The organism is Nocardioides sp. NPDC127503, from assembly GCF_040302165.1.
Taxonomy (GTDB): domain Bacteria; phylum Actinomycetota; class Actinomycetes; order Propionibacteriales; family Nocardioidaceae; genus Nocardioides.
This window is the reverse complement of sequence record NZ_JBEORH010000004.1, coordinates 363,853-377,402: the sequence shown is the minus strand read 5'-3', so window position 1 is coordinate 377,402 and position 13,550 is coordinate 363,853. Positions and strand designations below refer to the sequence as shown.

Genomic DNA, 13,550 nt, shown 5'->3' with positions numbered 1-13,550 from the left:
TTTCGGGGTGGGGGTTCACGGAAGGTGGAGGGTCACGGCGGCGGGTTCGGAGGCTTCGCCGGGCTCGCCGCGAGCGGCACGGGCGACGCAGAGACACAAGGACGCGTACGTCTCCTTCTGCTGTTGGCTCAGGAACACGTCGCGGTGGTCGATGCGGCCGCTGACGTCGAGGACCTTGACCTGGCAGATCCCGCACTCGCCCTTGCGGCAGTCCCACATCACGTCGACGCCGGCGTCCTCGAGCGCGTCGAGCATCGAGCTGTCCTTGCCGACGCGGACGGAGCGGTCGAACTGGGGGAGGTGCACGACGAAGTCCTCCGCCGCCCAGGCGCCGCTGCTGCCGAAGGTCTCGAACCGCAGGTTGGGCTCGGGCAGCTCGTGGGTCGCCCAGGCGCGGCGGATCGCGTCCATCAGCCGGATCGGCCCGCACATGTACATCTCGGTCCGCGCCGCAGCCGGGGAGCCGGCGATCTCGCCGACCAGCGCCTCCACGTCGAGGCGTACGTCCTCGTCGTCGACGAACACCCGTACGCGATCGCCGTGCACCTCGACGAGCTCGTCCAGGTGGGCCATGACGGCGCGGCGCCGGCCGGCCAGGACGAGCGTGTAGTCGGCGCCGCGGCGGCGCAGGGTGTCGGCCATCGCGACCAGCGCGGTGACGCCGATGCCGCCGGCGACCAGGACGTAGCGGTCGGCACCGACCCCGAGCGGGAAGCTCTGGACCGGACCGGTCATCTCGACGACGTCGCCGGCCTCGAGGCCGTGCATGTGGCGGGACCCGCCGCGTGAGCTCGGGGCCAGCTGCACGCCGAGAGTGAGCCGGCGGCCGCCGTCCTCGGAGCGTACGACGGAGTAGGACCGCTTGCGGACGTGCCCGTCGAGGTCGAGCCGGAGGTCGATGTGGGTGCCGGGTGCGGCGTGGACGGGACGGTCGGGGCAGAGCACGATGCGGCGTACGCCCTCGGCGAGCTCGCCGGTCTCCTCCACGCGGCCCTGCTGCCACCAGGTCTGGGTGTTGACTGCCATCGTCGCCGCCTACTTCGCCGCGGCGGCGGGAAGACCCTCCGCCTGCAGCATGCGGTCCAGGATCCGGCGTACCCACATCCCGCCGGCGTCGATGTTGAGGCTGTAGAACTCGTGGTCCGGGTTGGCGTCGATCGCGCGCTGCTGGGCGGCCAGCATCTCCTCGTCCTCGCCGAAGACGCCGTGCACGCCTTGGCGCAGCTGGGTCGTGATCGTCTGGCTCTCCAGGCGGTAGTTGCGCATGAAGGCCCAGAAGTAGTGGGACGTGCGCGCGGTCTCGGGGGTGATCGTGTTCATCACGAAGCCGTTGACGCCCTGGCTGCGGTCGCCCTCGGGGGCGCCGGTGCCGGCCTTGGCGACGCCGACGTCGATGCGGATCGTCGAGGGTGCCTCGAAGTGGATGATCTGCCAGCGGTCGACCTTCCCGGTGAAGCCGGGGAACCTGTCGCGCATGTTCTTCAGCCAGAACGGGGGCGCGTCGATGTCGCGCATCCAGCGGGTCACGGTGACGCCGCGGTCGGTATGGCTCACCTCGAACTCAGCCTCGGAGAGCTCGTCCTGCCCGATGCTCGAGCTGTGCACGAACTCCTCGTGGGTGAGGTCCATCAGGTTGTCGAGCACCAGCTGGTAGTTGCAGGGCGCGTAGATCGTCTCGCCGTCACCGGCCCACTCCGGGGAGTCCATCTGATGCATGTCGGGCACGGCGGCGGGGTCGGCGAGGTCGGGGTCGCCCACCCAGACCCAGACGTAGCGATAGCGCTCGACGACCGGGTAGGACGGGACGATCGCGCTCGGGTTGATCGTCTCCTGGGCCGGCATGCTCGTGCAGCGGCCGGCGGAGTTGTAGCGCAGCCCGTGGTAGGGGCACTGGATCTCGTCGCCGAGCACCTTGCCCTTCGACAGCGGCGCCAGCCGGTGCCAGCAGGCGTCGGCCAGGGCGACGGCACGACCGTCGCTGTTGCGCCACAGGGCCAGCGGGCGGCCGGCGACGGTGCGGGCGAGCGGCTGCTTCGCGGTCACCTCGTGGTCCCAGGCCGCGACGTACCAGGCGTTGCGGGGGAAGTTGAAGATCTTGCTGGCTGCGGTGACCGGCGGCGATTCCAGGATGGTCATGGGTGAACTCCCTATGGAGATAGGTGTTGTGCTCGTCACAAACTACCTATCTCTATAGTTAGTGGCAAGAGGCGGGTACGCTCGCCGCCACAGTCATTGCGTGGAGAGGGGGTCACGATGTCGCTGAGGTTCGCGCTGCTCGCGCTGCTCACGTCACGCCCGATGACCGGCTACGACGTCTCCAAGCAGTTCAGCCAGTCGGTGGCCCACGTCTGGCACGCGCCCGACTCGCAGATCTACCCGGAGCTGAACCGGATGGAGCGCGACGGCCTGCTCGAGTCCGCGGTCGTGCCGTGGGGCAAGAAGGGCACCAAGAAGGAGTACGCCGTCACGGAGGCCGGGGTTGAGGCCTTCCGGGAGTGGATGGACTCGCCCATCGAGATCCGCCGGCAGCGGGAGCCCGCCTACCTCAAGGCGGCCTACCTGGAGTGGGCCGAGCCCGGCGCCGCGCGTGCCGAGCTGGAGCAGTTCCGCGACCACTGGACCGAGCACCTGGCGATGCTCGAGGCCACCCGCGCCACGCTCGTCGACCGCAGCCACCCCACGCTGGCCCGACGCCTCGAGCACTACGACGCGAGCCAGTGGGAGCGGATCGTGCGCTACAAGATCTTCGCCTACGACGGACTGATCGACCAGGCCCGCGCTGCCCTCAACTGGGCCGAGCGCGGCCTCGCGCTCGTCGACGAGCTCGAGGGCGCGCCGGTCGACTGAGTCACGCTGGGGTCACGCCGGCAGACGTACGTGGAACCGGCAGCCGGTTGCCGCCGGAAGGTTCTCCACCCAGACTCGGCCGCGGTGTGCGTCGACGAGTCCCTTGACGATTGCGAGGCCGAAACCGGCGCCCTGGCCGCTGGTGCCGTCGGCGCCCTCAGGTGCGGTCGGCGTGCGTGCGGAGCTGCCCTGCCAGCCGAGATCGAAGACCCGCTCCATGTCGCCGGGATCCAGGCCACCACAGCCGTCGCTGACGCTGAGGTCGACGCTGCGTACGTCTCCGGGGGCCAGCCGGCAGTGCACCTCCACCGTGCCGTCAGCGGGGGTGTGGCGGATGGCGTTCATCAGCAGGTTGGAGACGACGCGGGACAGGCTGGCCGGGTCGGCGGTGATCTCGAGGCCGTCCTCGACCTGGCCACCCAGGCGGATCCGCCGCTCTCTGGCGACCGGATCGGCCCCAGCCAACGCCTCGCTGACCAGGTCGCCGAGGAGGACCGGCTCCGGCGTCAGGGTGAGCGCGCCGGCCTGGATCCGGGAGAGCTCGAAGAGGTCGTCGACGAGCCGGGCCAGACGCTCGACCTCGACGCGGATGCGCTGGTGGTAGCGGTGCGGATCGGCCGCGATCCCGTCCTCGAGCGCCTCGGCCATCGCCCGCAGCCCGGCGAGCGGCGTACGCAGGTCGTGGGCGACCCAGGAGATCAGCTCGCGGCGGGACTCCTCGAGCCGGGCCTCCCGCGCGCTCGCCTCCTCGAGCCGCCGCTGGGTCTCGGCGAGCTCGGCCGACAGCGACCGGAGCTCTCGGGGTCCGCTCTCCGAGGGTTGCTGATGGCTTCCGAGCGCCATCTCCCGGGCCTGCCGCTGGACCGCGCCCGACCAGCGCACCATCGCGGAACCGATGACGAACGCCACGAGGATCGCCACCACCACGGCGATCGAGGTGACCACGGTGATGACCAGCAGGTCGTGGCCGGAGAGGAACATGAGCCAGGCGACGGCGAGTACGCCCCCGAAGACCGTCAGCACGGCGACCGTAGCGGCCAGAGTGAGCTGCCAGCGGATCGACCAGCGTCGCGTCAGCCAGGCGACCAAGAGCCCGACCAGGCCGACGGCGAGACCGGCATCCGCGGCGACGAGCGAGATCAGGACGGCATCGGCGATCTTCATGCGTCCACCTCCACGGGCTCCCAGCGGTAGCCGACGCCCCAGACCGTGACCAGACGCTCCGGCCGGGTCGGGTCGGACTCGATCTTCTCCCGCAGCCGGCGTACGTGGACCGTGACCGTCGAGCGGTCACCGATCGTCCAACCCCAGACGTGCTCGAGGAGGTCCTCGCGGGTGAAGGCCTTGCCAGGGTGGGCGATCAGGTAGCGGAGCAGGTCGAACTCGCGGGTGGTCAACGACAGCTCAGCCCCGGCGTCGGTCGCCACCCGTCGGTCGGCGTCGACCACCAGGGAGCCGTCGGAGACCACGCCGCCCTCGCCGGAGTGACCGGTGCGCTTGAGCACCGAGTCGACGCGCAGCACCAGCTCCCGTGGGCTGAACGGCTTGCCGACGTAGTCGTCGGCGCCGAGCTCGAGCCCCATGATCCGGTCGGCCTCGCTGCCGAGCGCGGTGAGCATGATGATCGGCACCTCGCTCGCCTGCCGCAGGCGACGGCACACCTCCAGCCCGTCGATGCCGGGCAGCATCAGGTCGAGGATGACGATGTCGGCCGGTCGCTCGCTCATCGCGCGCAGAGCCTGCTCGCCGTCCCCGGCCTCGACGACGTCGTGCGAGCCCGCGCGCAGGTAGGACGCCAGCACCTCGCGAACGGTGAGGTCGTCGTCGACCACGAGCACACGTGCCATGGGTCCTACTCCTCCTCGACGTTCGCCCGGGCGGGCTGTCGTGAGCGTAGTTCGCCGAGCGCGACGGCGACACCGGCACACACGCACAGGATCGCGAAGACCAGCAGCCCTTGGGTGTAGTCGCGGTCCAGCAGCGTCGGGTTGTCCGGCTTCGCGCCGAACCGGCCCAGGACCGGGATCGCGACCAGGACCGTCGGCCCGAGCAGCACCAGCACCACCACCGCGCCCCGGGCGACCGCCCGCGGTAGCAGCCGGCCGCCGAACCAGCCGAGCCCGAGCACCGCCGGTGCCAGGATCCCGTCGTGGATCACGACCGCCGCCGCCAGCCAGATCACGACCTCGACGATCTGGCCGAGGTCCTGCCGGCTCACCAGCAGCCAGGCTCCGTACGCCATCCCGACCGTCCCGAGCAGGATCAGCCCTCCGCGGATCGCTCTCATCAGAGCACCTCGATCCGGGAGACCCACTTGGTCTGCATGACCCCGGGACGGTCGGGCGCGATCAGCCGGACCGGGTAGCCGTGGTCCATCGAGAGCGTCTCTCCGTCGAGCATCAGTGCCATCAGGGTCCGATCGTCGTCGGCGAAGTTCGGCGGGAGCACGGTGTCGGCCGAGGCGCTGAACGTCTGGATGGACCGGACTCGCACCTCGCGCCCGCGCGGGGCGCCGACCAGGTCGAGCAGGTCGCGGAGGCGTACGCCGCCCCACTCGCCCGAGGCGCTCCATCCCTCCACGCAGGCGATCGGGAGGGTGTGGGTGCGCTGCTCCATGGCGACCAGGTCGTCCCGGGTCAGCGATCGGGTCGTGGTGCCGTGGACGAGCTCGAGCCGGTAGGCGGAACTGCTCGCCTCGGCCACGACGCCGGCTGAGTGGGCCGTCCGGTTGATCGGGATGCCCTGCTTCCGCGACCGTGGGGACAGGGCCGCGATCCGGCCGACGCCGGGGATGGTTCCGGCGGTGTAGAGGAAGGCGGCCGCCAGCGCCGAGGTGCCCGCCAGGACCAGCACGCCGCGCCTGCTGACCGGCCCCGGCCGGCGCGCGTTCGGCCGGTCGTGAGCGGTGTCGTCGATGTCCCCGGTCAGGGCGTCGCGTACGACCGGCAGCTTCACCGCGATGTGCACGAGCAGCGCTCCGACGGCGACGAAGGCGAGCGCGTAGTGGGTGCTGCGGAAGCTGAACCCCCAGGGATACCACTGCGCGACGTTGAGCAGACCGGTCGTGAGCTGGACCAGCGAGGTGCTGACCAGGACGGCGATCGAGCCTCGCTCCAGGGCCGTCGGCAGTGCCTCGCGCACCTGCCGCGGCATCGGCTGGAAGAGTTTGGGGAAGACGACCCACAGCTTGATCAGCAGAAGCGGGATCGCGGCGGTGCCGGCGGCGACGTGCAGGCCCTGGGTGAGCTGGTAGAGCCGCGACGGGCTGGCTGGGAGCGGCACCGGCTGATGGTCGACCTGGGCGTAATGGCTGATCAGGCCGGTCACGAGCGCGACTATGAAGCAGATCCCGAGCCAGAGCCCGACCCGCGCGGCGACCGCCGCGCTGCGCAGGCGCGAGGTGAAGGAGTCCTCCGAGGGGATTCTCATGCGGCGTCCTCAACGAGTACGGCGACCCAGCGGTCGCCGGCGGGGGTGAAAGGGGCCGGGACCGACCGGCGGGGCTGAGACCGGCGATGCGGCAGCGGCTCGAGCCGCCTGACCGCAAGCCCGACCTCTGCGGCTATCGATCCGACCGCGTCGGCGCCGACGACCGCCCACGGGAACTGCGAGGAGCCGCCGCAGCGACAGACCAGCTCCGCGAGCAGCGGGCCGCTCGGCGTCCCGGGCGGGTGCACCTCGGCGACCACCCGGCCACCGGGGACGAGCAGCCGGCGTACGCGGGCGAGGAGGGCGAGCGGGTCCCCGCCGATGCCGAGGTTGCCGTCGGCGAGCAGAGCGGTCGTCCACCAGCCCTCGCCGGGCAGCGGGTCGAAGAGGTCGCGACAGACGGCGCGCCCGCCGCGGGCCTCGGTCTGGGCAACGGCCTCGGGCACGACGTCGACGCCGAGCGACGGCAGACCCCGGGCGGCCAACGCGGCGGTCATCCTGCCGGGTCCGCAGCCGAGATCGAGCGTCGGTCCGGCGCAGTAGGAGAGCAGGTCGAGGTCCGCGGCGTCGGCGGTGCGGGTCCAGTCCTCGACCGGAAGTCGCGAGGCCATGCCATCGACGCTCACCACCCGGCACTCCTCGCTGGCGAAGGCGTGCGCGAACGCCGACTCGGCCGCTACCGCGGTCATCGGGCGACCCGCGCGATCTCGGCCGCGACCACCGCGAAGCGGGTGTGCGGGGCCTTCGCGGCTACGGGGGCGACGTCGGCGAGGTGGTCGACGTCGCGCAGCCGCTCACCGGCGGCGACCCGAAGGCCGAGTCCTTCGAGGGCGGAGCGGGTGGCTGCGTACGTCTCGGGGGTGGACATGGGTACGTCACGCAGCGCGGTGGCCGCCGACGGGTCGCGGAGCGCCAGGGCCCACCAGCCGCCGTCCTCGGCGGGAGCGAGCACGGCGTCGGCCGCGTCCAGCCCGTCGGCCACGGCGAGCAGGCCGGCGGGGGTGACCTGCGGGGTGTCCATGCCGATCTGCACCACCGGTCCGGAGACATCGGCGTGGGCGTTCGCGAGGCGTTCGCCGAGGCCGTCGCCGCGTTGCGGGGCGATGGTCCAACCGGTGAGGGCGGTCCGGATCTCGTCGCCTCGGAGCGCCTCGGCGAGGTCGCCGGAGAGGGCGAGCCGGCACCGCTCCGGTCCCACCGCCCGCGTGCACGCCTCGATCGTGTCGAGCAGCGCGGCCGCTGCGACGGCGGTGGCCGCTGCCTCGCCGACGTCGGCCGCGAGTCGGGTCTTCACCAGGCCCGGCACCGGTGCCTTGGCCACGAGAAGGAGCGTCGGTGCCGTCACGAGAGCACCCGCCAGAAGTCGTACGCCGCCCGCAGGCTGCCCCGCACGGAGCCGGAGACCTTCGAGCGGGTGCCGGCGGTCCGGGGGTGGTAGTCGACGTCCTCCTCGTGCACCCGCCAGCCGGCCCGGGCCGCGCGATCGAGGAGCTCGACCGGATAGCCGGAGCGCCGGTCCTCCACGCCGAGCTCGAGCAGCGCCTCCCGGCGGGCCGCGCGCAGCGGGGCGATGTCACGTACCTGCAGGCCGGTGCGCCGCCGCAGCGCGGCCAGGACAAGCCGGTTGCCAACCCGGGCGTGCCATGGCTGGGCGCCGGGAGTCACCGGCCTGCGGCAGCCCAGCGCCAGGTCGGCCTCATCGCGCCTGATCGTCTCGACCAGGGGCAGCGCGGCCGCGGGATCGAAGGAGCCGTCGCCGTCCATCACCACGACATAGGGCGCGGTCGCGGCCATCAGCCCGGCGTGCACCGCCGCCCCGTATCCCGGCCGCGACTCCGAGACCACCCGCGCCCCCTGCGCGCGGGCGACGTCGGCGGTGCCGTCCGTCGAGCCGTTGTCGACGACGATCACGGAGAGTCCCGCCGGCACGCGCGGCAGCAGCTCGCGCAGGGCGGCGGCCTCGTCGCGGCACGGCAGTACAAGGTCGATGTCTGGGTCTGCGTCTGAGCTGGGCTCGGGGCTGGTCTCGGCCATGCGAACGACTCTAGGAACGCGCCGCCGCCGATGGGGCCCGCAGATCTTACGGTCCGATGACGGGGCCCGTGCGTCGGCGGCCATCGAGCCGTCGCGGACCTACGCTCGCAGTCGTGAACTCCTCAGCTCACCGCGCCGCCATGGTGGGGCTCGCCGTCACGGTCGTGCTCATCGTGACGGCCGTCGTCGTGCCGCCCCTGCTCGACTGGCAGGTGTGGCCGCGCGTGCACCTCAACCACGGCACGTTCCCTCCGCTCCACGGATATCCGCAGGTCAAGGTGGGTATCGGCACGATTCCCGCGGTTCTGCTCGCGCTCGCGTCGCTGCGCTGGGCCGACCCGATGGCGAGACGGCTGCCGTGGCGGCGCTTGCTCCTGGTCGCGTACGCCGCCGGGCTGGTCTGGCTGCTGGCGCTGGCGCTGGTGGACGGCCCCGAGGGCATCTCGCGGGTGCTGGGGAACCGGACGGAGTACCTCCAGACGGCCAGGGCGGTCGACGACGTCCCGGGGCTGCTGCGGGAGTACGTCTCCCGGATCCCTTACGACGCCCCGGAGGGGAACTGGCCGGTCCACATCGCCGGGCACCCGCCCGGGATGGTGCTCTTCTTCGTGCTCCTGGTGAAGGTCGGTCTCGGTGGAGACCTCGCCGCGGGCCTGGTCGTCATCGCGCTCGCCGCGACCCTGCCGCTGGCGGTCATGACGACGGTCCGGGTCCTCGGTGCAGAGGAGGCGGCACGAGCGGCGGCGCCGTACCTGGTCCTGTCGCCGAGTGCGGTGTTCCTGGCCGTCTCGGCCGATGCGGTGATGGCGGTCGCGGTCGCCTGGGGGATGTGCTGCCTGGCCCTGGCCTCGCCGACCCGGGAGCCAGTTGGAGGAGGCAGCCGCTGGCCCTGGGCGGTCCTGGCCGGCCTGATCCTCGGCTACGTCGTGATGATGTCGTACGGCCTCCCGCTCACCGGGGTCCTCGCCTTGGCCGTGCTCTGGCTCGGTCGAAACTGGTGGGCGCTGCCGGTCGCGGCGGCGTCGGCGCTCGCGGTCGTCCTCACCTTCGCCGCCGGCGGTTTCGCTTGGTGGGAGGCGTATCCCGTGCTGGTCGATCGCTACTGGGACGGGCTGGCCAGCCAGCGTCCGGGCGCCTACTGGACCTGGGGAAACCTGGCCGCACTCGCGATCAGCGCCGGGCCGCTCGTCGGCGCGGGGCTCGGGGCCACCTGGGCAGCGCGCCGCGAGCAGGCCGACCGGGTGATCGTCGTGCTGGTCGCGGCCGCGGTGATCATGATCGCCCTCGCCGACGCCTCCCAGATGAGCCGGGCGGAGGTGGAGCGGATCTGGCTGCCGTTCATGCCCTGGCTCACCCTCGGCTGCGCCCTTCTGCCCGAGCGCTGGCGACGGCCGGGTCTGGCACTGCAGCTCCTGACCGCGCTGCTCGTCCAGCACCTGCTCTATACGAGCTGGTGACTAGGACCGCAGCGGCGCGGTGGCGAAAGCCGGCAGACCGACCTCCGGCAGCACCTCGGCACGGAAGCCGAGCTCCTTCTCCGCGAGCTCCGGGGAGGCGACGACATGGCGTACGTCCCCGATCCGGTAGCGCCCGGTGACCACCGGCGCCATCTCCGACTGGGTTCCGCGCGCGACCAACGACGCCACCTCGCTGATCGTGACTGGATGCCCGGACGCGACGTTGTAGGCCGCCAGCTCCCCGCGTGACCGCTCGGCGGTCGCCTCCAGCGCCGCCAGGTTGGCCCGGGCGACGTCGTCGACGTGGACGAAGTCGCGCTGCTGGCCGCCGTCCTCGAACACCTGCGGCGCCTCGCCGCGTTCGAGGGAGGACCGGAAGATGGCGGCGACCCCGGAGTAGGGCGTGTCCGCGGGCATGTGTGGCCCGTAGACGTTGTGGTAGCGCAGCGCGATCGCGGTCGCGTCGGCCTGACGGGCCCACGCGGAGGCGTAGTGCTCCTGGGCGACCTTGCTGGCTGCGTACGAGCTGCGCGGGTCCAGCCGGGCCGACTCGGCCACCGCCGCCCAAGTCAGTGCGCCGCCGCAGAGGTCGCAGTGGTTCTCGAAGTCGCCGGAGTCGAGCGCGGCCCGCGAGCGTGGCGGCGGGACCCGGTCACCGTGGGTCTCGCAGACATAGCGGCCCTCGCCGTAGACGACCATCGAGGAGGCGAGCACCAGCCGGGAGACCCCGTGCGCGCTCATCGCGGCCAGGAGCGCGGCGGTGCCGAGGTCGTTGTGGGCGGCGTACAGCGGGAGATCGGCCACAGTCACCCCGGCACCGACGACCGCGGCCTGGTGGCAGACCGCGTCGATGCCGTCCAGCAGGTCGCCCCAGCCGCCGGCGTCGCGTACGTCGAGCAGGTTCGTCCCGGACGGCGCCTCGGCCGCCTCGCCGTGGGCCATCGGCAACAGCACGTCGACGCGTACGACCTCGTGACCGGCATCCTCCAGCACCCGGCCGATCGCGGTGCCGATGAAACCGGCCGACCCGGTCAGCAGGACCCTCATGGGATCTCGTAGGCGAGGGTCTTGCCCTCGGCCCAGGTCGAGCAGGAGCATCCGGCCGGGTCGGGCAGGCCCTCGATCGTGTCGGCGAGGATGGTCCGCATCCGCTCCAGGTTGGCCGCGAAGAGCGCGTAGACATCGTCCTCGTCGACGCCCTCGCCCTCGGCCGCACCCGCGTCCATGTCGGTGACCAGGCACAACGGCGCGTAACACATCCGCAGCTCCCGGGCGAGCGCCGCCTCCGGGGCGCCGGTCATCCCGACCAGCGTCCAGCCCTGAGCGGCATGGTGGATCGACTCCGCGCGGGTCGAGAACCGCGGACCCTCGATCACGATGAGCGTGCCGCCGACCTTCACGGACGGGTCGGAGGCTGCGTACGCCTTGGCGATCCGCGCGCAGTAGGGATCGGCGAGAGGTACGTGGGTGGCGCCGCTCTCCACGTAGCTGGGGATCCGGCGCCAGGTGCGGTCGACGAGCTGGTCGGGCGTGACCAGGTCACCGGTCGCCACGGCATCGGCCCGGAGACCGCCGACGGCGCTGGGGGAGAGCACCTGGGTCACGCCGAGCGACCTCAACGCCCAGAGGTTGGCCCGGTAGGGGATGGCGTGCGGCGGGTACTCGTGCGCGCGGCCGTGGCGGGGCACGAAGGCCACCGACCGGCCGGCGACGGTGCCCACCGTGACCGGCGCGGAGGGGTCGCCATAAGGGGTCTCGACGGCCACCTCCTCGGCATCGGTCAAGAACTCGTAGAGCCCGGTCCCGCCGATGACCCCGACCTCGGCGCGGGGTGCCTGTCCGCTGTCCAGCACAGTCATGCCTTCACTGTGCCAGCGCTGACCCCGGGGCGACAGGGCCCGGCCCATCCGTCATCGTTCGGTAATACCTGCGGTGGGTCGGATCGATGTCGGTGGTCGCGGGCACAATCCGATGCCGTGGGAAGACGTACGTCGCTGGGAGCGCTGGTCGTCCTGCTGGCGGTCGCCGGCTGGGCGGTCTCGTTCTGGCTGCCCGAGGAGGCGCCGGCGTCCCGACGTACGCCGCCGGTGGCGACCGCGGAGCCTTCACCGGGGCCGGTCGACGTGTCCGGGGCGCGCCGTGATCTCGCGGCGTTGGCGACGGTCGCGAGGCGACCGGAGGGGCCGGCTGCCTACGTCCGCTCGTCGTTCGGCGGGAGCTGGGCGGACACCGACGGCAACGGATGCAACCAGCGCGACGACGTGCTCCTGCGCGACGCCGTCGAGGTGCGGACCCGGCCGCAGGGCAGGTGCGACCACGACGTGCTCGCCGGGACGTGGGTCGACCCCTACACCGGCAGACGCCTGGTCTTCACTGACCTGAAGGAGCCCGGGCAGGCCCAGGCGATCCAGATCGACCACGTCGTTCCGCTCTCGGAGGCCTGGCGCTCCGGCGCGGGCGGCTGGTCCCCGGACCGGCGCCGTGTCTTCGCCAACGACCTGGGCAACCTGCTCGCCGTCGACGGCCCGACCAACATGAGCAAGAGCGACGACGACCCGGCGGCCTGGCGTCCGCGGAAGGGGTTCCAGTGTGCGTACGCGGCCCGCTGGATCGAGACCAAGACGCGCTGGTCGCTCGCCGTCGACGACAGCGAGCGACGGACACTCGGGGAGATGCTCGGCTACTGCTGAGCGGCCTGAGGGTCAGACCGCCCGGCGATAGATGGCCATCGCGCGGTCGTACGCCTCCCACGCCCGCCAGGACTCCAGCGCCCGCTCGCCCTGGGGCTTGAGGCCGTTGACCTTGTGATAGGACTCGCCGCTCTCGTACTGCGACTCCCGGCCCGTCACCAGCGAGAGCAGCATCGGCAGCACGCTCTCGTCGGTGACCGTGATCGTGCCGACCTGGAAGGTCTGCCGCACCCACTCGGCCCGCCGTTCCGAGCCCAGAACGAGCACCACGGGCAGCTGCGAGACCCGGGCGATCGCGTCCAGGATCGGCCCGAGGCCGTCCGGAACCCAGCGCTCACCTGACGGCGGGGTCGGTGCCTTCGGGATGCTCATGGTCGAGTACGCCGGGACCTGGCCGGTCAGCGGGCCGGCGATCTTCTCGACGGTCGTCGTGGTCGCCTCCGGAGCGACACCCGGTGTGACACTCGGAGCGATATCCGCGGCGACATCTGGGGTGAGCTGGTCAGCCGGCTTCTCCGCTGCCCTCCGGCGTGGCCTGATCGCGGGGATCTTCGAGGTGAAGTTGAAGCTGCCGGTGCGGGTGGAGTCGATGTGCCGCCCGGGGGCCGGCTCGGGCGCCCGGCCGAGGGTCGAGGTCGGCGCCGGAGCCGTGGCGGTGGTGACCAGCTCGGAAGCGTGCTTCCCGTGCGTCCGGATCGAGCCGTCGGCCGCGAACTCGAAGAGCGCGACCCGGACCCGGTCGGCCCACTCGACCGCGTCCGTGGTGTAGCCCGCGCGGCTGAACAGCGCGACCGTCCGGGCGTCGTAGGCGTAGCCCGCGCCGCGTACGGCACAGACGCTGCGCGCCTCGGTCCGTGAGCGGGTGAGCAACACCTGCGCGACCACGACGTTGTCCGGCCGGCCGCCGATGATGTCGACGTCGGCTGCCGTGGTGCTGCCTGATGGGGCGGCGTCGGGCCAGCCGAGGGTATGCAGATGCTCCGCGGCGTACTTCTCGGCTTCTTCGCCCGTTCTGGGCTGCCTCGGGGGTGCCAACGTAGGGTCCTTCCTCGATCCTCCACTCGGGCCTCCCTGCCCGATCGAGATTGGGAGG

Annotated in this window: 15 protein-coding genes; 3 read left to right on the top strand and 12 right to left on the bottom strand. The window is 72.1% G+C overall.

The features are described 5' to 3' along the window. Positions 1-15 precede the first annotated feature (15 nt). Positions 16-1,026: a PDR/VanB family oxidoreductase gene (locus ABTW65_RS11745; protein WP_350660262.1), complete on the bottom strand. Its 1,011-nt coding sequence runs from the start codon at positions 1,024-1,026 to the stop codon at positions 16-18. A 9-nt stretch (positions 1,027-1,035) separates the two neighbouring features. Next, complete coding sequence (locus ABTW65_RS11740) at positions 1,036-2,136, bottom strand: aromatic ring-hydroxylating dioxygenase subunit alpha (protein WP_350660261.1); 1,101 nt, start codon at positions 2,134-2,136, stop codon at positions 1,036-1,038. Between the two features lie 117 nt (positions 2,137-2,253). On the opposite strand from ABTW65_RS11740, the gene ABTW65_RS11735 reads away from it, so the two are divergent. Then, positions 2,254-2,847 carry a PadR family transcriptional regulator gene (locus ABTW65_RS11735; protein ID WP_350660260.1) on the top strand — a complete coding sequence of 198 codons (594 nt, stop codon included), beginning with the start codon at positions 2,254-2,256 and terminating at the stop codon, positions 2,845-2,847. 12 nt (positions 2,848-2,859) lie between these two features. Here the strand turns inward: ABTW65_RS11735 and ABTW65_RS11730 are convergent, their stop codons facing one another. The 7 genes from ABTW65_RS11730 to ABTW65_RS11700 are packed head-to-tail and all read right to left on the bottom strand — an operon-like array spanning position 2,860 to position 8,310. Next, complete coding sequence (locus ABTW65_RS11730; protein WP_350660259.1) at positions 2,860-4,011, bottom strand: ATP-binding protein; 1,152 nt, start codon at positions 4,009-4,011, stop codon at positions 2,860-2,862. Continuing rightward, on the bottom strand, positions 4,008-4,694 hold the full coding sequence (locus ABTW65_RS11725) for a response regulator transcription factor (protein WP_350660257.1): 687 nt from the start codon (positions 4,692-4,694) through the stop codon (positions 4,008-4,010). The genes ABTW65_RS11730 and ABTW65_RS11725 overlap by 4 nt, the downstream gene beginning before the upstream one ends. 5 nt (positions 4,695-4,699) lie before the next feature. Continuing rightward, positions 4,700-5,134: a hypothetical protein gene (locus tag ABTW65_RS11720; RefSeq protein ID WP_350660256.1), complete on the bottom strand. Its 435-nt coding sequence runs from the start codon at positions 5,132-5,134 to the stop codon at positions 4,700-4,702. After that, on the bottom strand, positions 5,134-6,276 hold the full coding sequence (locus tag ABTW65_RS11715; RefSeq protein ID WP_350660255.1) for a molybdopterin-dependent oxidoreductase: 1,143 nt from the start codon (positions 6,274-6,276) through the stop codon (positions 5,134-5,136). The genes ABTW65_RS11720 and ABTW65_RS11715 overlap by 1 nt, the downstream gene beginning before the upstream one ends. After that, positions 6,273-6,965, bottom strand: coding sequence for a methyltransferase domain-containing protein (locus ABTW65_RS11710; protein WP_350660254.1), 693 nt, complete (start codon positions 6,963-6,965; stop codon positions 6,273-6,275). Before ABTW65_RS11710 ends, ABTW65_RS11715 begins: the two co-directional genes overlap by 4 nt. Continuing rightward, a complete protein-coding gene (locus tag ABTW65_RS11705) occupies positions 6,962-7,621 on the bottom strand; it encodes a TIGR04282 family arsenosugar biosynthesis glycosyltransferase (protein WP_350660253.1) in 660 nt (219 codons plus the stop codon). Before ABTW65_RS11705 ends, ABTW65_RS11710 begins: the two co-directional genes overlap by 4 nt. Then, complete coding sequence (locus ABTW65_RS11700) at positions 7,618-8,310, bottom strand: glycosyltransferase family 2 protein (RefSeq protein ID WP_350660252.1); 693 nt, start codon at positions 8,308-8,310, stop codon at positions 7,618-7,620. Before ABTW65_RS11700 ends, ABTW65_RS11705 begins: the two co-directional genes overlap by 4 nt. A gap of 113 nt (positions 8,311-8,423) precedes the next feature. Here ABTW65_RS11700 and ABTW65_RS11695 point away from each other — a divergent pair, with 113 nt between their 5' ends. Continuing rightward, the gene (locus tag ABTW65_RS11695) at positions 8,424-9,767 is read left to right on the top strand and encodes a hypothetical protein (RefSeq protein ID WP_350660251.1); all 1,344 of its coding nucleotides are present in this window, start codon (positions 8,424-8,426) and stop codon (positions 9,765-9,767) included. Here the strand turns inward: ABTW65_RS11695 and ABTW65_RS11690 are convergent, their stop codons facing one another. Both ABTW65_RS11690 and ABTW65_RS11685 read right to left on the bottom strand, forming a co-directional pair. After that, positions 9,768-10,814 carry an NAD-dependent epimerase/dehydratase family protein gene (locus tag ABTW65_RS11690; RefSeq protein WP_350660250.1) on the bottom strand — a complete coding sequence of 349 codons (1,047 nt, stop codon included), beginning with the start codon at positions 10,812-10,814 and terminating at the stop codon, positions 9,768-9,770. Continuing rightward, a complete protein-coding gene (locus ABTW65_RS11685; protein WP_350660249.1) occupies positions 10,811-11,626 on the bottom strand; it encodes an S-methyl-5'-thioadenosine phosphorylase in 816 nt (271 codons plus the stop codon). The genes ABTW65_RS11690 and ABTW65_RS11685 overlap by 4 nt, the downstream gene beginning before the upstream one ends. A 117-nt stretch (positions 11,627-11,743) precedes the next feature. Here ABTW65_RS11685 and ABTW65_RS11680 point away from each other — a divergent pair, with 117 nt between their 5' ends. After that, positions 11,744-12,457, top strand: a complete 714-nt coding sequence (locus ABTW65_RS11680; RefSeq protein ID WP_350660248.1) for an HNH endonuclease family protein — start codon at positions 11,744-11,746, stop codon at positions 12,455-12,457. 12 nt (positions 12,458-12,469) lie between these two features. Here ABTW65_RS11680 and ABTW65_RS11675 read toward each other — a convergent pair whose 3' ends face one another. After that, a complete protein-coding gene (locus ABTW65_RS11675) occupies positions 12,470-13,492 on the bottom strand; it encodes a hypothetical protein (protein ID WP_350660247.1) in 1,023 nt (340 codons plus the stop codon). Positions 13,493-13,550 lie beyond the last annotated feature (58 nt).

Coding starts and splice junctions, on each gene's coding strand:
- ABTW65_RS11730 (WP_350660259.1), bottom strand. CDS start 4,011: ATGAAGATCGCCGATGCCGTCCTGATCTCGCTCGTCGCCGCGGATGCC.
- ABTW65_RS11685 (WP_350660249.1), bottom strand. CDS start 11,626: ATGACTGTGCTGGACAGCGGACAGGCACCCCGCGCCGAGGTCGGGGTC.
- ABTW65_RS11700 (WP_350660252.1), bottom strand. CDS start 8,310: ATGGCCGAGACCAGCCCCGAGCCCAGCTCAGACGCAGACCCAGACATC.
- ABTW65_RS11735 (WP_350660260.1), top strand. CDS start 2,254: ATGTCGCTGAGGTTCGCGCTGCTCGCGCTGCTCACGTCACGCCCGATG.
- ABTW65_RS11740 (WP_350660261.1), bottom strand. CDS start 2,136: ATGACCATCCTGGAATCGCCGCCGGTCACCGCAGCCAGCAAGATCTTC.
- ABTW65_RS11725 (WP_350660257.1), bottom strand. CDS start 4,694: ATGGCACGTGTGCTCGTGGTCGACGACGACCTCACCGTTCGCGAGGTG.
- ABTW65_RS11690 (WP_350660250.1), bottom strand. CDS start 10,814: ATGAGGGTCCTGCTGACCGGGTCGGCCGGTTTCATCGGCACCGCGATC.
- ABTW65_RS11745 (WP_350660262.1), bottom strand. CDS start 1,026: ATGGCAGTCAACACCCAGACCTGGTGGCAGCAGGGCCGCGTGGAGGAG.
- ABTW65_RS11710 (WP_350660254.1), bottom strand. CDS start 6,965: ATGACCGCGGTAGCGGCCGAGTCGGCGTTCGCGCACGCCTTCGCCAGC.
- ABTW65_RS11715 (WP_350660255.1), bottom strand. CDS start 6,276: ATGAGAATCCCCTCGGAGGACTCCTTCACCTCGCGCCTGCGCAGCGCG.
- ABTW65_RS11720 (WP_350660256.1), bottom strand. CDS start 5,134: ATGAGAGCGATCCGCGGAGGGCTGATCCTGCTCGGGACGGTCGGGATG.